Genomic DNA, 21,001 nt, shown 5'->3' with positions numbered 1-21,001 from the left:
TCTTTCTGCATCATCGTGACAAGTCTGTGGACGCCACGAATTCATCGACCTTATCGTCTTGTAACGCCTTACCGAACTTGTCGATGACCTCCATGTCAGGAATGACAATGGATTGCCCGTCTGCCGACCGTCCCGGTCCCTTATTCGGAAGCGTAAAGAAGGTCATATCGGAGGGACGCACATCCAGCATACCGGTCGAAAGCTTAGCCACGGCCGCAGAATTCAGCGAGTCATCGACCGCAATGAAGGGAGAGATCTCTGAAATAACATCCGAAACCTTTCCGGGATTCGTCAGCGTCTCCCGTGACATGATTTGTCCCAACATCGCCTTCACGAACAGCTGCTGATTTTTCACGCGTTGATAATCGCTGCCAGGGAACGACTTGCGTTCCCGGACGAATGCGAGGGCCTGTTCGCCATCCAGTGTCTGGGTTCCTGCCGGGAAATACATCCCGTTGGTGATCGACTGACGGAAGGCGATCGGGTTGTTGATAGTGACGCCGCCCAGAGCGTCGGTCAACCCCTTGAATCCTTCAAAGTCGATCGAAGCAACATGGTTGATTCTCACCCCGAAGAGGTTTTCCAGCGTTTCGACGGCCTTGGGAACTCCCCCGCTGGCAAACGCACGGTTGATCTTGGCGGTTCCAACGCCGGGAATGTCCAGCCACGTATCGCGCATGATGGAGGTGACATACACATTTTCACGGTTCTCCGGAATGTGGACCAACATCATGGTGTCAGACCGACCACCGTTGGGCAGAGTGCCGAACCCCTCGTCATCATCCCCGTCAGCGCGTTGTTCGCGAGTGTCGCTGCCCAAAAGCAGAATATTTACTGCGTCCTTGGATTCCTCTTTCACCTCCGGGCGCGTTTGCTCTGCCGGAAATGCGTCGGGCAGACGCTGCGAGTTTTCGTCGAAAGTGCGTCCCAAGTTCCAAACATAGAGACCGGCGACGATTGCCGCTATGACAACAAGTGCCAAGACAGTAATGAGGACACCTAGTCCCCGACGTTTCTTTCGCCGTGGACGTTTAGTCTCTTCCACCGCTGCAGTTGGTTCAGACATATGCAACCTTTCACACTTTTAACTCACTACATCTTAGCTATCAGAAATGACAGGTACGCTAATAAGGTGGCCAAAATGAGTTTTCTTCGCAAACCGTTATCAAGTCGAGTCTCAAGATTCAGTAAACGCGCAGGCTTGGTTGCTGGCTCCATGGCCGCCGTCACACTTTTGACGGGGTGCCAAGCTGTGCTGAACGTTGAAGCCGCACCAGATGCCGCGAATCCTCGCTGCGCCGACATGATGGTAGTCCTCCCGGAAGTCATGGGTGACGTTGAAAAGCGCCCGACCAGTTCTCAGGCTACTGCGGCGTGGGGAGATCCTGCTCAAGTGGTGCTACGGTGCGGCGTCCAGGTGCCCGGCCCCACTCCGGACCCCTGCGTCTCGGTCAACGGGGTTGACTGGATTGCTCGGGAGGGAGACGACGGGGTGTGGACATTGACCACCTATGGACGGAGCCCGGCCACGGAGATTCTCTTAGATCCTCAAGAAATTCCCTCGAGCACTGTCACGGCTTCTCTGGCTGATGCTGCAAGCAAGATCCCTGCCGAGCGTAAATGCGTCTCGTACGACAAGGCCCTAGACAACATGTAGGAACACGAACCAATAGGCAGCACCCGGCATACCGGGCGCTGCCTATTGGCAGTAAATCACGCCTTAGCGCAGTCCAGTCGTACGTTCCAACGCCAGATCAATCAGTCGATGAATCAACTCCGGGTACTCAATGCCGGTCTTTTGCCACATGTGTGGGTACATACTCGACGGAGTAAATCCGGGCATGGTGTTGATTTCATTGATGATCCACTCCCCTTCCGGGGTGTAGAAGAAGTCAACTCGAGAGAGTCCTTCCGCGTTGACGGCGTCGAATGCCTTGACCGCCAGGTCACGAATGGCGGCAGTGGCTTCATCGCTGAGCACCGCCGGGCAGGTCAGTTTTGCCGCAGCGCCGTTGACGTATTTGGCTTGGAAATCATAGAAGGCGTTATCCGGGCTTTCCACCGCAATCTCGCCGGGCAGTGAAGCACGTGCAACGTTAGCGCCGTTGCCCTCCAGCACGCCACACTCGATTTCACGACCTTCAATGCCCTGCTCAACGATGACCTTGGGGTCCTCGGCGCGAGCAAAGTCAATCGCGGCCGCCAGTCCATCCTTGGAATCAACCTTCGTGATACCAACAGAGGAACCAGCACGAGCGGGTTTGACGAATAACGGGTAGTCCAGGACATCACACTTATCGAGGCAAGCCTGTGGCTCGCGCTGCCATTCCTTGTTACCAATGACAACGTAGGGCCCCACGTTAAACCCTGCTGCCTCGAAAATGACCTTCATGAAGTGCTTATCCATGCCGACAGCGCTGGCTGCGATGCCGGAACCGACATAGGGCACTCCGCTGATTTCCAGCAGGCCCTGAATGGAGCCGTCCTCGCCAAAAGGTCCATGCAGGAGTGGGAAGACCACGTCGACCTTGCCCAGATCCTCGACCGTGTCCCCGTTCCGGGCGATCAGCCTGGTTTCTACGCCGTTGCTCGAAAGCGCCACGGCGGTGCTCACACTGGTGATCTCGGGCAGGTCGCTGCCGCTCAGCGACCAGTCGCGCGGATCCTCTTCGACGAGTGTCCAGGCACCCTTGCGGGTGATTCCCACCGGAATGACCTCGAACTGCTCCGCATCAATGGCATGTATGACGCCGGCAGCCGTGACACAGGAGACCGGGTGTTCGGAGGACTGGCCGCCCATCAGAAGCAGGACTCGCGGTTTGGTTTCCTTGGCCTCACTCATGACTGCGGCTCTCCTTCGGATTTAAGGTCACGTGCCAGCAAGCGCTGGGCCATATTTTCCACGCTCAAGTTCCCCTCCAAAACCATGGTGACGGCCTCGGTGATGGGCATATCCACTCCATGTGCCGTGGCAAGGTCAAAAACGGCCCGTGCTGATTTGATGCCTTCAGCCGTCTGCGACATGCGGTCGTTGACTTCTTCCAGGAACAAGCCCTGGCCCAACAGGCGGCCGGCTGTATTGTTGCGTGATAACGCCGAGGAGCAGGTGGCCACCAGGTCCCCTAGCCCGGAAAGTCCGGCCAGGGTGTCCATGCGTCCGCCCAGGGAGAGAACTAGGCGGGTGGTTTCGGCAAGACCTCGGGTAATGACGCTGGACTTGGTGTTGTCTCCGTAGCCCATGCCATCGCACATTCCCACGGCCAGCGCGATTATGTTCTTGACAATTCCGCCGAGCTCAACACCCAGCACGTCATCATTTGTGTAGGGACGGAAGTATGGAGCCGAGCAGAGTTCGGCAATCCAGCTGGCGACTTCCGGGTCGGTGCACGCCACGACGGATGCCGTTGGCTGCTCCCGGGCGATTTCCATGGCGAGGTTCGGGCCGGACAGCACCGCGACCTTGTCCTGTGGCAGAGCAGTTACTTCGGCGATCACTTCACTCATGCGAAGATCGGTACCGCGCTCCAGGCCCTTCATCAAGGACAGCAGCACCGCCCCGGTCTCCAGGTACTGTTTGAACTCAGCGAGCTCGCTGCGCAAGGACTGCGAAGGAATGGCCAGAACCACCAGATCGGCTTGGGCAAGTACTTCGGCCTTGTCACTTGAGGCGCTGATATTCGCTGGCAGTTTGGTTTCGCGCAGGTACCGCGAGTTCGTGTGCCGCTCGTTGATCTCAGCCGCTGCTTCGCTACGCCGCGCCCAGATCATCACGGGAATGTCATGATGCTCCACCGTGTCTGCCAGCACCTTGGCGAAGGTGGTCCCCCAGCTTCCGGCTCCCATGACGGCGATCTTACGTGGCAAGGTTTTCGGCACTTTTCAGTCCTCTACGGCTGGCTTGTTCTTTTCGGTGACAGAAGTTGATGCTTCATAGCTGGAACCGGTGGCCGCCTGGCCGTGCTCGCTGGGATCCCATAGCTTGGCTGGCGGCTCTTCACCGCGCAGCTCGGCCTGCAAACGGGTCACCTCACGCATAATGCGGTCCGTGGCCTCCTGCAGGACGCTGCGGGTCCTCGGACCATTGCGCAAATCATCCAGGTCCACCGCGGGTCCGGCTGAGACCACCACGTGCTTGCGCGGAAACAGGTTCAGTTTCTTGCTGTAGCGTGGCAGCAGTTCCTGGTCGCCCCAGTGCGCCATGGGCACAACCGGGGCACCGGTCTGCAGGGCCAGACGTGCCGCACCGGTGTGCCCCCGCATTGGCCACAGGTTCGGGTCGCGGGTCAGCGTTCCCTCTGGGTAAATGATGATTACCCCACCCGCGTCCAGCACCTGCTTGGCCACCACCAGTGAGTCGCCGGCCGCGCTGCTCTTGCGCGCCACGGGCACCTGCCCTGAGGCTTTCATGATCCAACCCAGCACGGGGGCTGTGAACAATGATTCCTTGGCAAGCCAACGCGGCAATCGGCCATTGCTGTACATGGCATGGCCAATCACGAGCGGGTCGATCTTGGTAACGTGATTGACGCAGAGGATGAACCCGCCCTGCGGAAGTGAGTCAAAGCCCTTCCAGGTCTTGCCGATCAAGGCATTCATCACCGGCCGAACGGCGCCGGCCAGGCCTGCAAAGATCAGCCTGGACTTCAGTGGTTCCTTGCTCACCGTGCTGTCAGCTGCCAACCTTCACTCCCGCTTCGTGGAGCTCTACATTGGCGCCCAGGGAGATGAGCTTTTCAGTGAAGTGCTCATAACCGCGGTTGATGATTTCAATTCCAGTTACGGTGCTGGTGCCTTCGGCGGCCAGGGCCGCGATCAAGTGGGAGAACCCGCCACGCAGATCCGGGATATCCACGTCGGTACCGCGCAGGTCGACTGGGCCCATGACAACCGCCGAGTGCTTGAAGTTGCGGTGGCCGAAGCGGCAGGGGGTGGAGCCAAGGCAGTCCACGTGAACCTGGACGGTTGCGCCCATTCGCTGCAGCGCCTCGGTGAAGCCGAAACGGTTTTCGTACACGGTTTCATGGATCACCGATACCCCGCTGGCCTGGGTCAAGGCCACCACCAACGGCTGCTGCCAATCGGTCATGAACCCCGGGTGGACGTCGGTTTCCAGGATCAGCGGGTTCAGCTCGCCACCGGGGTGGTAGAAGCGGATGCCATTGTGCTTGACATCGAACTCGCCGCCGATCTGACGGTATACGTGCAGGAAGGCGGTCAGGTCCCGCTGCTGGGCATCCTCGACGAAGATATCACCCTTGGTCACCAGTGCGGCCGAAGCCCATGATGCAGCCTCATTGCGGTCCGGAAGGGCAGTGTGGTCATAGCCCTGGAGCTCATCCACACCCTGGATCCGGATGATCCGATCGCGGTGCACGGAGATGATCGCGCCCATCTTCTGCAGCAGCGCGATCAGGTCCAGGATTTCCGGTTCAATAGCGGCGTTGCGCACCTCCGTCACGCCTCGGGCGCGAACAGCCGAGAGCAGTACCTGTTCGGTGGTGCCCACCGACGGGTAGGGCAGATCGAGCTTGGCGCCGGACAGACCCTGGGGCGCGGAGATCCGGATGCCGTCTTCACCCTTGTGAACCACGGCGCCGAATTCGCGCAGAACATCCAGGTGGAAATCGATGGGTCGGTCACCAATCCGGCAGCCACCCAGGTCCGGGATAAAGGCCTGGCCGAGCGAATGAATCAGCGGGCCACAGAAAAGAATCGGGATGCGCGAGTCACCAGCATGGGCGTCAATCGCGCGGTTGGAGGCGGACTTCGCGTCGGTGGGATCCATCGTCAGGTCCCCGGTCTGCGGATCCTGTGTGACATTGACCCCGTGCAGTTCCAGCAAGCTGCGCACCACTGAAACGTCCTTGATTTCCGGGACGTTGCGCAGGACCGAGGGCGTATTGCCGAGCAGAGAGGCAACCATGGCCTTGGGGACCAAGTTCTTGGCTCCGCCAACTCTTACGGTGCCTTTCAGTGGCACACCACCATGGATTGTCAGGATCTTGCCCATGAATGAATTACCCTCATCACGTAGTTGAAACTGTCCACTGCCTTCGGATTCCGAAAGTGGATAGGACTAAGCCAGCATACCGCCTGGCCCTGTGTCCTCTTGGTTCCAACGTTGCGAGCCGTCCACATTATTTCCGTCTTATCAGGCAATTCACACCACATCTTGGGAAAGCACTGCGCTGGAAGGCAATAAAGGCGGCACCGCCGTCTTTCCAATGAGAAATCGGGTGGTGCCGCCCACAGCATGATGTGACCGAATAGCAGGAGTCAGCTGGCGGTGCGTGCTGGCAGGGTCTTCGGCTTGAAGGAAGGCCGCGCCTGTTCGTATTCGGTGATGGCGTCCTCGTGCTGCAGCGTCAAGCCAATGTCATCCAGCCCCTCCATCAGGCGCCAGCGGGTGTAGTCATCAATATCGAACGGGGCAACGAGGGAACCACAGGTGACGGTCCGGGAGTCCAGGTCCACAGTGATCTGCGTACCTGGATTGTTGTCCAATTCCTTCCAGATCAACTCAATGTCATCTTGAGCCAGCTGGGCCGCCACCAAGCCCTGCTTGCCGGAGTTGCCCCGGAAGATGTCGGCAAACCTTGAGGAGAGCACTGCCTTGAACCCGTAGTCCTTCAACGCCCACACGGCGTGTTCACGGGAGGAGCCGGTACCGAAGTCGGGACCCGCCACCAACACGCTGCCTGAGGAGTAGGGCTCCTGGTTCAGGATGAAATTCTCATCCTTGCGCCAGCCGGCGAACAGCGCGTCCTCGAAACCGGTACGAGTAATGCGCTTGAGGTAGACGGCCGGGATGATCTGGTCGGTGTCCACGTTGCTCGAGCGCAGGGGAACACCGATTCCGGTATGGGAGATGAACTTTTCCATGGAAGTGTTCCTTTCTAGACGGCAACCGGAGTCTGGGCGACATCCGAGGGTGAGGACAAGGTTCCGCGAATGGCCGTGGACGCGGCGACCAGTGGTGACACCAGGTGGGTTCGCCCACCCTTGCCCTGGCGCCCCTCAAAGTTGCGGTTCGAGGTTGATGCGCAGCGCTCGCCTTCCGAGAGCTGGTCCGGGTTCATGCCCAGGCACATGGAGCACCCTGCGAAACGCCACTCGGCCCCGAAGTCCTTGAAGACCTTGTCCAGGCCCTCGGCTTCTGCCTCCAGGCGGACACGGGCCGAGCCGGGGACCACGATCATGCGTACGTCCGGGTCCTTTTCCCGTCCCTGAATGATCTCTGCGGCGGCGCGCAGATCCTCCATACGCGAGTTCGTGCAGGAGCCCAGGAACACGGTGTCCACCCGAATGTCCTTCATGGGGGTTCCGGCTTCCAGCCCCATGTACTTCAGGGCGCGTTCGCACGCCTGACGGTCATTTTCGTCCTCGAAGTCCTCGGGACTTGGCACCGAGTCAGACAGTGACACACCCTGGCCCGGGTTCGTTCCCCAGGTAACGAAAGGCTCGAGTTCGTCCGCGTTCAGGAAGACTTCTGCGTCGAATTCGGCGCCTTCGTCCGTGTGCAGGGTCTTCCAGTACTCGACTGCGGCATCCCAGTCTTCGCCTTCCGGCGCGTGTGGGCGTCCCTTGACGTATTCGAAAGTGGTCTCATCCGGTGCGATCATGCCGGCGCGGGCTCCGGCTTCGATGGACATGTTGCAGATGGTCATGCGTGCATCCATGGACAGGGATCGGATGGCCGAGCCCCGGTATTCCAGGACGTAGCCCTGTCCCCCGCCGGTGCCGATCTTGGCAATCACGGCCAGGATGATGTCCTTGGAGGTGACACCGGGCTTGAGTGTTCCCTCCACATTGATGGCCATGGTCTTGAACGGCTTCAGACTCAGGGACTGGGTGGCCATGACGTGTTCCACCTCGGAGGTGCCAATCCCGAAGGCCAAAGCACCGAAGGCTCCGTGGGTGGAGGTATGGGAGTCACCGCACACCACGGTCATGCCCGGCTGGGTCAGACCCAGCTGGGGCCCGACCACGTGCACGATTCCCTGTTCCTTGTCGCCCAGGGAGTGCAGGCGCACCCCGAATTCCTTGCAGTTATCCCGCAGGGTGTGGATCTGGGTACGGCTGGTCAGGTCCGCGATGGGCTTGTCAATGTCAAGCGTGGGAGTGTTGTGGTCTTCGGTCGCGATGGTCAGATCCGGGCGACGCAGCTTTCGACCGGCCAGGCGCAGCCCCTCAAAGGCCTGCGGGCTGGTGACCTCATGCAGTAGGTGAAGGTCAATGAAGATCAGATCGGGCTGACGCGCGGCTCCTTCGCCTTCTCCGCGACGCACAACGTGGGCGTTCCAGACCTTCTCGGCCAGTGTCATGGGTGACTGCTGCGCAGACATACGACACACTCCTTCAACTTGTTCTTCCTACAGTTTCCAGTGTGCCAGCTCCAGGGCAGAGTTTTCCAATATGCGGACTTGAATCTCAAATATTGAGATGGGAGGATATCTTTCATGACAACTAGCAGCGGTGTCGGCGTGCTGGATAAGGCCGTCGCGATACTCAACGCCCTGGAACAGGGCCCCTTCTCCCTGGCCCAACTCGTGGACGCTACCGGCATCTCCCGTCCCACGGTTCACCGAATCGCCCAGTCGCTGGCTCATCATGGCTTGGTTGGGCGGGACATGCACGGTCGTTTTGAACTCGGTAACCGACTGGTTGAATTGGCTGGGGCAGCGGGTGAAGATCGATTGGTCACGGCCGCCGGCCCGCTGTTGGTTCGATTACGTGACCAGACCGGCGAAAGCACCCAGGTCTTCCGCAGGCAGGGGGAGTACCGCGTATGCATTGCCAGTGCGGAGCGTCCGGTGGGACTTCGGGACACCATCCCCGTCGGTACGCAATTATCCATGAAGGCAGGTTCAGCGGCCCAGGTGTTGTTGGCCTGGGAAGACAACGAGCGTCTGGTCGACGGGTTGCGCAGCGCCCGTTTCACTCCCACCATTCTTGCCGGGGTGCGCCGCCGCGGTTGGGCGCAGTCGCTGGGCGAACGCGAACCGGGTGTCGCCTCGGTTTCGGCGCCGGTTCGCGGACAGTCCGGAAGGGTGATCGCCGCCCTGTCCATGTCCGGCCCCATTGAGCGTCTGACCCGTCAGCCAGGCAAGATCCACCACGAGGCGGTCGTGCAGACGGCCGACGAACTCTCGGAGCTGTTGCGCGTCCAGGAGGACGCACCTGCCTACTAGCAGCACCCGGCAGCAGCATTCGGGGCAAGCCAGCGGTTATACCTGGCGCTGTGACCGGTCAGGAAAAGTGGTCAAACCCTTCGCTGGTGGACATTTGCTCCCCATCAATGGTGATGGCGGTCCCCTTGCTGCCCGTCGTTGCGACCTTTCCGATGATGCTGAATTCCTCTGGAATGGTGGCATCCTTGGGGAAGGTCGCCAGCAATCCGAAGTCCTCTCCCCCATACAAAACCCACTGCATGGCTTCCTCACCCAGGAAGTCGGCCGCTGGCTGCAGCCGGCGGGCGAAGTCGGCCAGTGGCTGGGAATCCAATGCGAGTGTCACCTCGCTGGCGGTTGCCAGACGTTGGGCATCAATCATCAGGCCGTCGGAAAGGTCAAGCATCGCGGTGGCACCGGCTTCGGCTGCCCGCGGACCGGATTCCAACGGTGGCACCGGGCGGCATTGGCCCTGCACCACGCGGCGCAGAGCACGGCTCCACGAGTGCTCGGAATCGGGTTTGTCCAGCAGCGCCAGGCCCGCCGAGGCCATACCAACCCGGCCGGCCACCGCCACGAGGTCCCCCGGCTTCGCGCCGCTGCGCAGCACCCGTCCCTTGCTGGTCTCTCCGAGCGCGGTGGTGGTGACGGAGATTTCCTTGGACAGCCCCAGGTCTCCACCGAGTACGGCGATCGGGTGTTCGCTCAGCTCATGCAGTGCCTGGGCGAACCCGCGGGCGAAATCCTCAACCCAACCGATGCTCGTCTCGCCGGGCAGCGATAGGGAAATGACCACGCCGGTGGGTTGGCCACCCATGGCATTGATGTCTGAGAGGTTCTGGGCGGCAGACTTCCATCCAATGTCAAAGGCCTCATGCACCGCGCCGCTGGGCCATTTCAGCCGGAAATCCTGGTCCTCGACGATGGTGTCCACGGTCACCAGGACTTCACCGGTGCCGATCTGCAAGACGCCGGCGTCATCCCCGGGGCCGAGCACGACACCCTGGGATTTGAAGATGGGGAGGATGACTTGAAGAATTCCGCTTTCGCCGATGTTTGCCACGGTGCGTTCGGAAGTCTGTACGTGATCAGTCACTCTAAACCTATTGCACTCTCTTTGCTGCTTGGCGAATCATTCCGGCGAAGCTGTTGTATCGATCCACGTGTTCCCCTGTTGGATCCACGACTTCCTGCCGCACGACCTGCGCTACTGACTTGTTCAAGTTCCCCAAGGCTTTCTTGCGCTTGATCCTAGCGAGTAGCCGATTGAAAATCGAGCCGCCAAGGCCAAGCACAATACCTACTAGGATACCGCCGAGCAGCAGCAGGGTGGGAATCGCAATTCCCTCAATTCGTGGTGGTTCGGGCAAGGAGAACTGCATGAACTGGGCGGCAGCCAGCGCGCCGAGCCACAGGGCACCTGCGGCGGCAAACACAACGCTTACCCATTGCAGGATTTTGATCAGCGGCCACCACCAGGAACCTTTTTCCACTCCCAGCGGCGTCGAGGCAATCGCCAGGTCGATTGGCCCTTCCATCCGCTCTCCGGCCTCCGACATGTCATCCAGCAACGGTTGGCGCCAGCTTGGCGGCATCGGCTCGGTGGCCTGGTGAACATAGCCTTCCACTGCCCGGTCAACCGCGGCCACCTCCCCCGCGGACAGTTCTGGCCGCGAGGTCAGGGACAGGTCGCTGGGTTTCTCGTTTCGGCCCAGATTCATTCGCTGCAACGGGTCGTTTCGCAAACGGGTGAGCCAGGACGTCAACGGCCAGCCAGTACTCTTGGCGGCCCGCAACCGGTAGGACGTGCCCACCGCGTCAGCGATTCGCTCGGTTCCGTGGGCCGCAGCCACGCTTCGCTCCAGCTGTTGTTGAGATAATTTTCCCGGTAGGGAAACCCGGGAGGCGGGAAGCTCCTCCTCCAACTGCCGGGCAATGGCGTCAACATCGTTGCGAATCCGCTGCGTTGCCAGTTCATGCCGTCGCATGACGGTGACAATCTGGCTTCGCACTTCCTCTACGCCTTCCCCGGTCAATGTTGAAGCCACCACGACTGGCACGTCCTTCAGCCCCTGGTCCTTCAGCAGGTTCTTCAGTGAGACAAGGACGTCCTCCCGGTCGGATGGTGAGAGGGTGTCGATTTGGTTCAGCACCACCATCAGGTTGCCTGCTTGGGCACCCAGGCTGGACAAATAGCCGTGGTGGATGCTGGCATCAGCGTACTTTTGCGGATCCAGCACCCAAATGAGAAAGTCCACCTGCCCGGCAAGTCGTGCGGCGATCTGGTGATGTTCAACGGAAGTGGAATCCATGTCCGGCAAATCCAACAGCAGTAATCCGCTGGTGTGCGCCGCCTTGCGGCTGGAGGCCGCTCCCTGCAACGGTTCACTCATACTGTGGCGTTCTGGAACTTGCAGCCAATCGAGCAGTTCCGCCGCGTTCTCCGGCTTCCATACGGCGGCCACCGCAGCGCGGGTGGTGGGACGCACCACGCCGGTCAACGCGATGTCCTTCCCTACCAGGGCATTGAACAAGCTGGACTTGCCGCTGCCGGTGGCCCCGAAGAGCCCGATGACCGTGTGCTCAGCCGACAGTTCCCGCCGTGCCGCTGCCTTGTCCAGCACAGCCTGGCTCTCCTGGTAGTGGACTGGATCCATAAAGTCGCCACCGAGTTCCAGCGCCTGGTTCAAAGCATTGATCTGTTCGGTCAGATTTGATGCGGCACGCTGCCGTTTGCGCTCGCTCAAGAATTTCCTCCGTCCCGCCCCAGCACGCCGATTTGTTTGGCCAGCTCACTGGCAACACTTTGCTCTAGGACATGCTCCGTGGCGCGCGTGTAGTTCCCCTCGTAACGTTCTATCAAGGCGCGGCAATGTTCCTGGAGCAGGACGCTCGCCCGCTGCGACATGCGGCGCACAGCGTCTTCGCCGAAGATCGCCTCCAGCAGCTTTTGCCCAACGACTGCCGAACCTCCGGCGATTCCCACTTCCAACCCGGTCAGGCCGGCGGTGGAGGCGAAGACCACCACCATGAGCGCTACCGCCAGCCCGTTGACCCCGAAGGCGGCGATACGCGCGGTCTTGCGCTTGCCGGCGCCTTCCTTGCGGATCATATCCAGCACATCACGTTGCCAGTCCCGGATCGTTTGCGCAGCATCCTCGGGAAGATCCGCCGACGGACGGGGAGAATCAATACCCAGCAGCAGTTCGGTGCCCGGTGCGGAGGCAACCCACCGTCGATCCACGTCCTGGCATGCCTTGGTGATTTCATTGACCAGCACCAGGTGGAGTCCGGTCTCAATGGCGCTCTCCACCTTCTTGGGGGTCGGTGGTCTTCCCGTAAAGAAGCCGGCAACACGGTCTCGGACCCGACCTACGGTTCCCTCAAGACCGCGCATCAGCTCCCCCGCACCGACAAAGTCCTGCCATCTGGCCAGGATTTCGCCACGTAGCAGGGAACCATCGTGCAGCGAGTCCTGGGTTCGCTCCAGGGCCAAGGCAAAGCGTTCCCTGACATACTCCTGAAGCTCGCCTACTTCCCTATCCTGCTCATTGGCTGCGGCCACCAGGGTGTCGAGATCCTCCGCCAACTGCTCCAAGGCACCGCGTAGGGTTTGGGCCGCTATCCTCCGGCGTTCGGCCGCGTCGGCGGCCAAGGACTGCAGCCAAGCCCCAAGCTGCTGGACTTCTTCATAGGGGATCAGTCCTTCTTCGGTTAGCTCCGCTTCATCGATCACCTGCAACAGCTCCGGGTCAATCCCGTGGGCCTCCAGCAGGGCTGCCAGCTCGGGCACAATTTGTGACTCCGCTCCATGCGGCACCCGGTTTAGGATCACCGAAACCGTCACCGAGCGGCGCCCGGCGGATTGCAGCAGCTGCCAGGGGACGGCGTCCGCGTAGCGGTTCGCGGTGGTGACAAAGATCCAGAGGTCCGCCGCGTTTAACAGCTGGCCGGCCAATTCACGATTCTCATCTGCAACGGAATCAATGTCGGGAGCATCCAGTAGCGCCAGCCCCGATGGAATTTGTTGGTCGGCCAATAGGAGCAGTGCATCTGAACGCTGCAGACTTGAGGCGTTCTGGTACCCGCTGCCGGTCAGCCGGGTCAGGGAGGGCAGGATTCTTGAGCCGGTGAACCACTGGTGGTCATCTGGGTGATGCACCAGCACCGGCGTGCGGGTCGTGGGACGCACGGCCCCGGTACGGGTAACGACATGCTGAAGCAGTGAATTGACCAGAGTCGACTTGCCAGCCCCAGTGGAACCACCGACCACGCCCAGCAGTGGCGCGTGGGCATTGCGGGCCCGAGGCAGGAGATAATCGCTGATCTGGTTCCTGATCATGGTTTTCAGTTCCCCGGGATCCCCGGTTTCCCACCGATAGCCGTGCACGAACATCAGCCGAGCCAGGATGTCCTCCAGCCCCACCAAAGTCCGCTCCAGCGCACTGGCTTGTCCTTCAGTGCTGTTCGGCTGCGGCTCTGGGTTCGGGCCAGTGGAAGATATCGGATCCATATGCCCATCTTGCCCGAAAGTGAAGTCAGGGCAAGAGGGCACACGCAGCGGGTGCAACAAAAGCCACGGTTTCCCGTGGCTTTTGTTCATGCGTGACCCCAGCGGGATTCGAACCCGCGTTACCGCCGTGAGAGGGCGGCGTACTAGGCCGCTATACGATGGGGCCGCAAAACCCCGATGACTCGGGGAACCTAAGATGAAGAAAACTTGTGACCCCAGCGGGATTCGAACCCGCGTTACCGCCGTGAGAGGGCGGCGTACTAGGCCGCTATACGATGGGGCCGCACGCTAAGAACTTCTTCTTAGCTCACCAAATAAATTTGGTGAAGCGCTGGGATACCAGGACTCGAACCTAGAATGACGGAACCAGAAACCGTTGTGTTGCCAATTACACCATATCCCATTGTGACCTGCGGCTTTTCGGAAAGCTCAGCTTTTCGAACTTTCCTGTTCGCCTCAGCACGAGATATAACTATACCGGCGTTTTCGGGAAGAAACAAATCGAGAGTGCTCCCGCTGTCCGAGCCGCCAAATCCCTTGAATTCTCGCGGATTTCAGGGGTTAGCTCGGTCAGATTTTCCACTCGCGCCGATTCGGAATTCTTGTGACGTGCCCCACGATCCAGCAAGACTGCCGGCAGTCCGGCATTCTTTGCCCCCACCACATTGTTTATGGGGTTGTCGCCCACGTAAAGGGTCCTGCCCGGATCGGTTCCCAATTGCTCACAACCGGCCAGGAAGGGAGCTGCATCAGGCTTCGGGGCACCGGCGGTACCCGAACCAATAACCACTTCGAACATGTCGAGTCCAGCAAGCCTCAGCTTCTCACGCTGATATGCCGCAACATTGTTACTCACGGCACCGAACGGGATCCCTTGGGCCGACAGCGCCCCAAGGTGCTCGAGAACGTCTGAAAAGGGCTTCCAGGCGCTTCGAACCCGGGATTCGTACCTTTGCCCCCCAGCCTGTCAGCGCCAAGGCATCTGGCGCCGGAACTGAAGCGAGGCCATACGCCCGCTGAACACGCAGAAGACGTTGTTCAATAAACGTCAGTTCGCCAGCCATGCAACGTTCATAGGCGTGGGCCCCGCCATCGGCAAAGTCGCCAGCAATCTGTAACCGCAGCGCGTGGTCCACGACGGAGAAATTGTCGTGAACGATGGCCAGGAACCCGTCGACCGCAGCATGGCGCAAATCGACGAGTGTATCGTCAATATCGAAAAGAACGCCCTCGACGACTCCCGAAAGAACGAGAGTGTCGAGGGCGTCAGCTGTTTCAGCCGCAGCGGCGATAACCGTTTCTAGCGGCCTTCACCAAAGGCCCGAAGCCGATTGAGGCTTGATTCCCTGCCCAGGATCTCCATGGATTCAAACAGCGGCGGTGAGACCTTCTTGCCGGAGACCGCGACGCGGGCCGGACCGAAGGCGTGACGCGGCTTCAGCTCCATCTCCTCGACGAGCTTTGCCCGCAGGGCTTCCTGGATTGCCGCTGCACTCCACTCGGTGAGCGGCTCCAGTGCCTGGATGGAGGCCTGGACAACCTCGCCAAGGTTGGTCGGCATGCCCTTCAATGCCTTCTCATCCACGGTAATCTGCTCGTCGGCCAGGAAGAGGAAGGCCATCATGTCGGCTGCTTCTCCCAGCAGGCCCACGCGCTCCTGGACCAGTGGTGCTGCAGCATCCAGGATCTGCGCCTCCCGCTCGCTCAGCTCCTCACCAACCAGGCCTGCGGCCTGCAGGTAGGGAACAAGCCGGTCCCTGAAGTCCTGCGGCTCCAACATGCGCACATGGGTGCCATTGATTGCTTCAGCCTTCTTCTGGTCGAAGCGTGCCGGGTTGGAGAGCACGTCCTTCACGTCAAAGGCCTCGATCAGCTGCTCCCGGGTGAAGATGTCTTCATCCGCGCTCAGCGACCAGCCCAGCAGTGCCAGGTAGTTCAGCAGCCCCTCGGGGATAAAGCCGCGCTCCCGGTGCAGGAAGAGGCTGGATTCCGGATCACGCTTGGACAGCTTCTTGTTGCCCTGGCCCATGACGTAGGGCAGGTGACCGAAGCGAGGCATGTACTTGGCGACGCCAATGTCATGCAGCAACGCGTAGAGGGCTATCTGGCGCGGGGTGGATGAAAGGATATCCTCGCCACGCAAGACGTGGGTGATCCCCATCAGCGCGTCGTCCACCGGGTTCACCAGGGTGTAGAGCGGCTTCCCATTGGCGCGCACCACCACGAAGTCCGGGACCGAACCAGCCTTGAAGGTGATTTCCCCGCGGACCAGGTCAGTGAAGCTCAGGTCGGTGTCGGGCATGCGAACGCGCAACACCGGCTCGCGGCCTTCTGCCTTGAACGCGGCAACCTGCTCATCGGTCAGCTCGCGGTCAAAGTTGTCGTAGCCGAGCTTGGGGTCACGGCCGGCGGCTCGGTGGCGGGCCTCAATCTCCTCCGGGGTGGAGTAGGACTCGTACAGATGACCGGCAGCACGCAACTTGGCAATGACGTCCTGGTAGATGTCGCTACGCTGGGACTGACGGTACGGCTCGTGCGGGCCACCGACGTTCACCCCTTCATCCCAGTCGATGCCCATCCAGTCCAGCGCGTCCAGCAGCTGGTTGTAGCTTTCTTCGGAGTCGCGGTTGGCGTCGGTGTCTTCGACACGGAAGATCATCTTGCCACCGGTGTGCCGGGCGTAGGCCCAGTTGAACAGCGCGGTGCGGATCAAGCCTACGTGCGGAGTGCCGGTTGGCGAGGGGCAAAAGCGAACCCGGACGGGAGTGTCATCGGTTACTGCGGGAATCAGCGATAGATCAATCATGATGACTTCATTCTATGCCCACTTCTACGGGCCGCTCCATTCCGCGCTAGAAAGGGCGCAAAGAGAAGCAGGACCTCTGGTTATCCACCTAAAGGTCCTGCTCAAACTTTTCACTTAGCGTGGTAAAGCGCTGAAAGCCTCAATTCTCAGCGACGGAAAATGTTGCCAAGACTACCGATCTCTTCGACGTCGACCTCGACGCGGTCCCCCTCACGCACCTCGCCCACACCTGCAGGGGTGCCGGTCAATATCACATCGCCCGGCAACAGCGTGAAGGCTTCAGAAGCTCGGGCAACAAGCTCGTGAACAGACCAAATCAGTTCGCTCGTGGAGCCGTCCTGCTTCACCTCGCCATTGACCCTGGTGACAATCCCAATGTCGTCGGGATTATCCAGCTCGGTCTCGATCCATGGGCCCAGGGGGCATGAACCATCAAAGCCCTTGGCGCGAGCCCACTGCAGGTCGCTGCGCTGGGCATCCCGGGCGGTCAGATCGTTGGCCGCCGTGTAGCCGAAGATGACTTCGGGCACTTTTTCCACGGGAACGTCTTTGCAAATGCGTCCGATCACCACGGCCAACTCCCCCTCGAAGGAGACTTCGTCGGAAAACGAAGGAAGCGTGACCGGTTCGTTGTGTCCCACCACGGAGGTGTTGGGCTTGAGGAACATGATCGGCTCCGGGGGTACCTCATTGCCCAGCTCTTCAGCGTGTTTGCGATAAGTGCGTCCGAAGGCCACCACCTTTGAGCGAGGAATGATGGGGGCCACCAGGCGGACATCCTCGAGCTCGTGGCTTTGTCCGGTCGGTTTGATCCCTTGAAAGAAGGGGTCCCCCGCCAGCGTGTGGACTTTTTGCTCTTCGACCACGCCGTACAGAGGGTCAGCGTCTACTACGAATCGTGCAATGCGCATTGCTTTACCTAGTTACTTTCTTTGGCGTTCTTGGGATCTGAGGCGCGTCGCGCCGCCTGAAGCAGCTCGTTATTAAGCTGCTCATCGGTAGCCGAAGAGTCTTCTTCCGGGAAACCGGTGGGATTGTTCTCCTGCCAGCGCCACATGTCGCGGACCATCTGCTCCAATCCACGCTCGGATTTCCAGCCCAGCTCGAGCCGCGCCTTAACTGGATCAGCATAGTTTTCGGCGACATCCCCGGGCCGACGCTCAACGATTTGATAGGGAATGTCTTTCTCCGCTGCCCGCCCAAAGGCCTCGATCACCTCCAGCACGCTGGAGCCTTCACCCGTCCCCAAGTTCCAAACAAAAGATCCGGTGCGGTCTGAAAGATAGTCCAGGGCGGCCAGGTGTCCGGACGCCAGGTCGACGACGTGGATGTAGTCGCGCACGCCGGTACCGTCCACCGTTGGATAGTCACCGCCGAAGACGTTGACCTGCTCACGGCGCCCGATCGCTACCTGTGCCACGTAGGGCATGAGGTTGTTCGGGATTCCCTGGGGATCTTCCCCGATACGACCCGACTCGTGGGCGCCTACCGGGTTGAAGTAGCGCAGGGCGGCAATGGACCAACGCTCATCTGCCGCCGCAAGCTCTTCAAGCATCTCCTCGATGTGAAGCTTGGTGCGCCCATACGGGTTGGTGGCGCTGCGCGGGGTGGACTCCACCAGGGGAAGCTCCGTCGACTCGCCGTACACCGTGGCCGACGAACTGAAGACCAGCTGACGGCATCCGGAAAGTTCCATGGCGTCCAACAGATTCAAGGTGCCGGTGACGTTGTTGCGATAGTACATCAGTGGCTTTGAGACCGACTCACCGACGGCCTTCAGTCCGGCAAAATGTATTACTGCATCGGGAGCTGCTTCAATGACAACCTCGTTTAGGCGATCAGCGTCCAGCAAATCAACGTTGAAGAAGCGAGGAGCCCGACCGGTGAGGGCAGAGACACGACGCAACGATTCAGGCGAGGAATTGCTGAAGTTGTCGACAACGAACACCTCGTGCCCTTCCTCGAGCAACAACAGAACGGTGTGGGAGCCGATGTACCCAGCTCCACCGGTGACAAGTACGCGCATCGTATTCCTTTAGCTTCGCGGGCGAATGGCTCGGACTTCAAGGAAAAGCCCGAGCCATTCTATCGATATTGCTTGCTCGTTAGGCCAGCTGCTCCAACCAGCCGTGACGGTCTTCCACCGTTCCCAGCTGGATGCCAAGCAGTTCCTCACGAATGGCCATGGTGACTTCCCCGGCAGCGGCCTGGGGGTCCCCAATGATCTCGTCCCCATTCTTCAGAACACCGATCGGGGTGATCACGGCCGCGGTTCCGCAGGCGAAGACTTCGCTGATGTCACCACTGTTGACTCCTTCACGCCATTCATCCAGGGTGATGGTTCGTTCCTCGACCTTCATCCCGCGGTCCTTGGCGAGCTGCAGCACCGATTCACGGGTTACGCCCTCCAAAATGGTTCCGGTGAGAGCCGGGGTGACCAGCGTTCCATCCTTCATGACAAAGAACACGTTCATTCCGCCAAGCTCTTCGACGGCATTGTTGTTAAACGGATCCAGGAAGAGTACCTGCTTGCATCCGTTGGCCTCGGCTTCCATCTGGGCGACCAGGGAGGCAGCGTAGTTGCCGCCGCACTTGGCATTGCCGGTGCCGCCGCGACCGGCGCGGGCGTACTTGGTGGAGACCCAGATGGACACCGGCTTCAGCTCGCCGCCGAAGTAGTTTCCGGCTGGCGAGCAGATCACGCGGTAGGACACTTCGCGTGCTGCCCGCACCCCAAGGAAGGCCTCGGTGGCGATCATGAACGGGCGAATGTACAGCGACTCGCCTTCTTCGGAAGGAACCCACTGAACATCTGCCTTCACGAGCCTGCGCAGGGACTCCACAAACAGCTCCTCGTCGAGCTGCGGAAGGGCCAGACGGGCCGCGGAGCGGTTGAGACGCGCGGCGTTCTTGTCGGGCCGGAAGGTCCAGACGGTGCCATCTGCATGGCGGTAGGCCTTCAGGCCTTCGAAAATTTCCTGCCCATAATGCAGCACCGAGGCGGCCGGATCCAGGGCAATGGGCCCGTAGGGTTCAATTCGTGCATCATGCCAGTTGCCGCCCTCGCCATTTTCGTTGGAGGTCCAGTCAATCACGGCGGTGTGATCCGTAAAGAAGTCACCGAAACCCGGGTTCGCCAAGATGCGGGCGCGCTCTTCGTCGGTGGCGCGATTCGTTGAGAGATGTTCGGTGAATTCCATATCGACCTAGGACTTCCTTACTTCGGTGACGAAAAACGGGTGCCCACGCCTAAAGCGGAACACCCGTTCGTGGTTGCGCCCATCAGGGAAGATTCACTTCGCCAGCTGGGCTTCTATGTGTAGCTTATGCCAGCAGTGACACAATTGCATCGCCGATTTCGGCCGTGGTGCGCTGATCGGTCAATTCCTGCCGTGAGGTGATCTCTTTTTCGACAGCCTGCTCAACCGCGGCGGCTTCCTTGGATAATCCCAGGTGGTCAAGCATCAACGACACGGACAGGATCGCTGCCGTGGGATCGGCTTTCTGCTGCCCGGCGATATCCGGCGCAGAGCCATGCACCGGCTCGAACATGGACGGATAGGTCCGGTCCATGTTGATGTTGCCGCTGGCGGCCAAGCCAATGCCCCCGGTGATGGCACCGGCCTGATCGGTAAGGATGTCGCCGAAAAGATTGTCGGTGACAATGACATCGAACCGCGAAGGGTCGGTGGTCAGGAAGATGGTGGCGGCATCCACGTGCAGATAATCGTGGGTCACCTCCGGGAAGTCCGCTGCCACGGCCTCGACCGTACGACGCCATAAATGTCCGGCATGTACGAGGACATTGTGCTTATGCACCAGCGTTACGTGCTTGCGAGGGCGTGCCGCAGCTCGGGTGAAGGCATCACGCACCACGCGCTCCACGCCATAGGCGGTGTTGACCGAGACTTCGGTGGCGATTTCGTGGGCCGTATTCGTTCGTACCGATCCCCCGTTGCCGACATACGGTCCCTCGGTGCCTTCCCGCACCACGATGAAGTCGATGTCGCCAGGGTTGGCCAGAGGGCTCTCAATTCCCGGGTACAGCTTGGCTGGCCGCAAGTTCACAAAGTGATCGAGGGAAAAGCGCAGCTTGAGCAGCAGTTCACGTTCAATAAGCCCGGAAGGGATGCGGGTATCCCCCGGCGCGGCACCGACGGCTCCGAAGAGGATAGCGTCGTGCTTCTTGATTGACTCCAGGGTTTCCGAGCTCAGGCTTTCCCCCGTGGCCAGCCAGTGCTCGGCTCCCAGTGCGTAGTCCGTGAGCTCAACTCGCGTGGCGCTGGCGTTGGTGGCAACCTTCAGAACCTTAACGGCTTCGGCCACGACCTCGGGCCCGATGCCGTCCCCGGGTATGACTGCAATATTCAATACGTTTCCCATGTTTAGATCCTAGCCGGAGGAATCCAACATGTGAGAAGTTATCTCATCATATGAACTCATTTGTAATCTCCTCTCATTTTCAACCCTGGGCATGAGGTTTGTTCTGCTTCTGTTCAGTACCCTGAGAGG

The 21,001-nt window shown here is 60.2% G+C and carries 18 protein-coding genes, 3 tRNA genes and 1 pseudogene; 3 read left to right on the top strand and 19 right to left on the bottom strand.

The genetic code is table 11. The annotated features are described in order from the left end of the window. Positions 1-10: 10 nt before the first annotated feature. Positions 11-1,066, bottom strand: coding sequence for an LCP family protein (locus AC6I21_RS06425; RefSeq protein WP_497763256.1), 1,056 nt, complete (start codon positions 1,064-1,066; stop codon positions 11-13). Here AC6I21_RS06425 and AC6I21_RS06420 point away from each other — a divergent pair, their 5' ends adjacent. Next, positions 1,067-1,657, top strand: a complete 591-nt coding sequence (locus AC6I21_RS06420; RefSeq protein WP_342773593.1) for a DUF3515 domain-containing protein — start codon at positions 1,067-1,069, stop codon at positions 1,655-1,657. Between the two features lie 63 nt (positions 1,658-1,720). On the opposite strand, the gene AC6I21_RS06415 is transcribed toward AC6I21_RS06420, so the two are convergent. From AC6I21_RS06415 to leuC, 6 genes are all read right to left on the bottom strand, one after another. Then, positions 1,721-2,842, bottom strand: coding sequence for a D-alanine--D-alanine ligase family protein (locus tag AC6I21_RS06415; protein ID WP_497763255.1), 1,122 nt, complete (start codon positions 2,840-2,842; stop codon positions 1,721-1,723). Continuing rightward, a complete protein-coding gene (locus AC6I21_RS06410; protein WP_279402109.1) occupies positions 2,839-3,876 on the bottom strand; it encodes an NAD(P)H-dependent glycerol-3-phosphate dehydrogenase in 1,038 nt (345 codons plus the stop codon). The genes AC6I21_RS06415 and AC6I21_RS06410 overlap by 4 nt, the downstream gene beginning before the upstream one ends. Before the next feature lie 3 nt (positions 3,877-3,879). After that, positions 3,880-4,596: a lysophospholipid acyltransferase family protein gene (locus tag AC6I21_RS06405; RefSeq protein ID WP_497763254.1), complete on the bottom strand. Its 717-nt coding sequence runs from the start codon at positions 4,594-4,596 to the stop codon at positions 3,880-3,882. Between the two features lie 73 nt (positions 4,597-4,669). Next, positions 4,670-6,010 carry a UDP-N-acetylglucosamine 1-carboxyvinyltransferase gene (gene murA / locus AC6I21_RS06400; RefSeq protein WP_497763253.1) on the bottom strand — a complete coding sequence of 447 codons (1,341 nt, stop codon included), beginning with the start codon at positions 6,008-6,010 and terminating at the stop codon, positions 4,670-4,672. Positions 6,011-6,276: 266 nt separating this feature from the next. Next, a complete protein-coding gene (gene leuD / locus AC6I21_RS06395) occupies positions 6,277-6,882 on the bottom strand; it encodes a 3-isopropylmalate dehydratase small subunit (protein WP_343833526.1) in 606 nt (201 codons plus the stop codon). A gap of 14 nt (positions 6,883-6,896) precedes the next feature. Beyond that, a complete protein-coding gene (gene leuC, locus AC6I21_RS06390; protein WP_396278377.1) occupies positions 6,897-8,345 on the bottom strand; it encodes a 3-isopropylmalate dehydratase large subunit in 1,449 nt (482 codons plus the stop codon). A gap of 114 nt (positions 8,346-8,459) precedes the next feature. On the opposite strand from leuC, the gene AC6I21_RS06385 reads away from it, so the two are divergent. Continuing rightward, positions 8,460-9,191 carry an IclR family transcriptional regulator gene (locus AC6I21_RS06385; RefSeq protein WP_138178322.1) on the top strand — a complete coding sequence of 244 codons (732 nt, stop codon included), beginning with the start codon at positions 8,460-8,462 and terminating at the stop codon, positions 9,189-9,191. Between the two features lie 58 nt (positions 9,192-9,249). Here AC6I21_RS06385 and thiL read toward each other — a convergent pair whose 3' ends face one another. The 7 genes and pseudogenes from thiL to AC6I21_RS06350 form a co-directional block, all read right to left on the bottom strand. Then, the gene (thiL, locus tag AC6I21_RS06380; RefSeq protein WP_396278376.1) at positions 9,250-10,266 is read right to left on the bottom strand and encodes a thiamine-phosphate kinase; all 1,017 of its coding nucleotides are present in this window, start codon (positions 10,264-10,266) and stop codon (positions 9,250-9,252) included. Positions 10,267-10,273: 7 nt separating this feature from the next. Further along, the gene (locus AC6I21_RS06375) at positions 10,274-11,917 is read right to left on the bottom strand and encodes a GTPase (RefSeq protein WP_396278375.1); all 1,644 of its coding nucleotides are present in this window, start codon (positions 11,915-11,917) and stop codon (positions 10,274-10,276) included. Beyond that, positions 11,914-13,773: a dynamin family protein gene (locus tag AC6I21_RS06370; RefSeq protein ID WP_396278374.1), complete on the bottom strand. Its 1,860-nt coding sequence runs from the start codon at positions 13,771-13,773 to the stop codon at positions 11,914-11,916. Before AC6I21_RS06370 ends, AC6I21_RS06375 begins: the two co-directional genes overlap by 4 nt. 3 nt (positions 13,774-13,776) lie before the next feature. After that, positions 13,777-13,849: transfer RNA gene (locus AC6I21_RS06365), tRNA-Glu, on the bottom strand. Positions 13,850-13,893: 44 nt separating this feature from the next. Then, positions 13,894-13,966, bottom strand: a tRNA-Glu gene (locus tag AC6I21_RS06360). 48 nt (positions 13,967-14,014) lie between these two features. Next, positions 14,015-14,086: transfer RNA gene (locus tag AC6I21_RS06355), tRNA-Gln, on the bottom strand. 69 nt (positions 14,087-14,155) lie between these two features. After that, positions 14,156-14,623 (bottom strand): annotated as a pseudogene (locus AC6I21_RS06350) (HAD family hydrolase); the annotation flags it as partial. 211 nt (positions 14,624-14,834) lie between these two features. Between AC6I21_RS06350 and AC6I21_RS06345 the strand changes: the two are divergent. Beyond that, positions 14,835-14,987, top strand: a complete 153-nt coding sequence (locus AC6I21_RS06345) for a hypothetical protein (RefSeq protein WP_396278373.1) — start codon at positions 14,835-14,837, stop codon at positions 14,985-14,987. Here AC6I21_RS06345 and gltX read toward each other — a convergent pair. From gltX to AC6I21_RS06320, 5 genes are all read right to left on the bottom strand, one after another. After that, positions 14,984-16,489 carry a glutamate--tRNA ligase gene (gene gltX / locus AC6I21_RS06340; RefSeq protein WP_497763252.1) on the bottom strand — a complete coding sequence of 502 codons (1,506 nt, stop codon included), beginning with the start codon at positions 16,487-16,489 and terminating at the stop codon, positions 14,984-14,986. The two genes, AC6I21_RS06345 and gltX, sit on opposite strands and share 4 nt — an antisense overlap. Positions 16,490-16,635: 146 nt before the next feature. After that, a complete protein-coding gene (locus AC6I21_RS06335; RefSeq protein ID WP_396278371.1) occupies positions 16,636-17,400 on the bottom strand; it encodes a fumarylacetoacetate hydrolase family protein in 765 nt (254 codons plus the stop codon). Between the two features lie 8 nt (positions 17,401-17,408). Then, positions 17,409-18,515 (bottom strand): UDP-glucose 4-epimerase GalE, encoded by a 1,107-nt coding sequence (gene galE / locus AC6I21_RS06330; protein WP_138178309.1) that lies wholly within the window; start codon positions 18,513-18,515, stop codon positions 17,409-17,411. A 79-nt stretch (positions 18,516-18,594) separates the two neighbouring features. Next, a complete protein-coding gene (locus tag AC6I21_RS06325) occupies positions 18,595-19,689 on the bottom strand; it encodes a branched-chain amino acid aminotransferase (protein WP_138178307.1) in 1,095 nt (364 codons plus the stop codon). 124 nt (positions 19,690-19,813) lie between these two features. Further along, complete coding sequence (locus AC6I21_RS06320) at positions 19,814-20,872, bottom strand: 3-isopropylmalate dehydrogenase (RefSeq protein WP_497763251.1); 1,059 nt, start codon at positions 20,870-20,872, stop codon at positions 19,814-19,816. Positions 20,873-21,001 lie beyond the last annotated feature (129 nt).

The sequence above is a fragment of the Glutamicibacter sp. St.4D3 genome (genome assembly GCF_059728615.1).
Note: the sequence above shows the minus strand (reverse complement) of the source record. Positions and strands in the feature narration are given on the sequence as shown.

What these genes read in the sequence shown, in the direction of transcription:
- AC6I21_RS06320 (WP_497763251.1), bottom strand. Translation starts at nt 20,872, where the DNA reads ATGGGAAACGTATTGAATATTGCAGTCATACCCGGGGACGGCATCGGG.
- gltX (WP_497763252.1), bottom strand. Translation starts at nt 16,489, where the DNA reads ATGATTGATCTATCGCTGATTCCCGCAGTAACCGATGACACTCCCGTC.
- AC6I21_RS06415 (WP_497763255.1), bottom strand. Translation starts at nt 2,842, where the DNA reads ATGAGTGAGGCCAAGGAAACCAAACCGCGAGTCCTGCTTCTGATGGGC.
- AC6I21_RS06325 (WP_138178307.1), bottom strand. Translation starts at nt 19,689, where the DNA reads ATGGAATTCACCGAACATCTCTCAACGAATCGCGCCACCGACGAAGAG.
- galE (WP_138178309.1), bottom strand. Translation starts at nt 18,515, where the DNA reads ATGCGCGTACTTGTCACCGGTGGAGCTGGGTACATCGGCTCCCACACC.
- AC6I21_RS06335 (WP_396278371.1), bottom strand. Translation starts at nt 17,400, where the DNA reads ATGCGCATTGCACGATTCGTAGTAGACGCTGACCCTCTGTACGGCGTG.
- leuD (WP_343833526.1), bottom strand. Translation starts at nt 6,882, where the DNA reads ATGGAAAAGTTCATCTCCCATACCGGAATCGGTGTTCCCCTGCGCTCG.
- AC6I21_RS06425 (WP_497763256.1), bottom strand. Translation starts at nt 1,066, where the DNA reads ATGTCTGAACCAACTGCAGCGGTGGAAGAGACTAAACGTCCACGGCGA.
- AC6I21_RS06370 (WP_396278374.1), bottom strand. Translation starts at nt 13,773, where the DNA reads ATGAACAAAAGCCACGGGAAACCGTGGCTTTTGTTGCACCCGCTGCGT.
- murA (WP_497763253.1), bottom strand. Translation starts at nt 6,010, where the DNA reads ATGGGCAAGATCCTGACAATCCATGGTGGTGTGCCACTGAAAGGCACC.
- AC6I21_RS06385 (WP_138178322.1), top strand. Translation starts at nt 8,460, where the DNA reads ATGACAACTAGCAGCGGTGTCGGCGTGCTGGATAAGGCCGTCGCGATA.
- leuC (WP_396278377.1), bottom strand. Translation starts at nt 8,345, where the DNA reads ATGTCTGCGCAGCAGTCACCCATGACACTGGCCGAGAAGGTCTGGAAC.
- AC6I21_RS06405 (WP_497763254.1), bottom strand. Translation starts at nt 4,596, where the DNA reads ATGAATGCCTTGATCGGCAAGACCTGGAAGGGCTTTGACTCACTTCCG.
- AC6I21_RS06420 (WP_342773593.1), top strand. Translation starts at nt 1,067, where the DNA reads ATGCAACCTTTCACACTTTTAACTCACTACATCTTAGCTATCAGAAAT.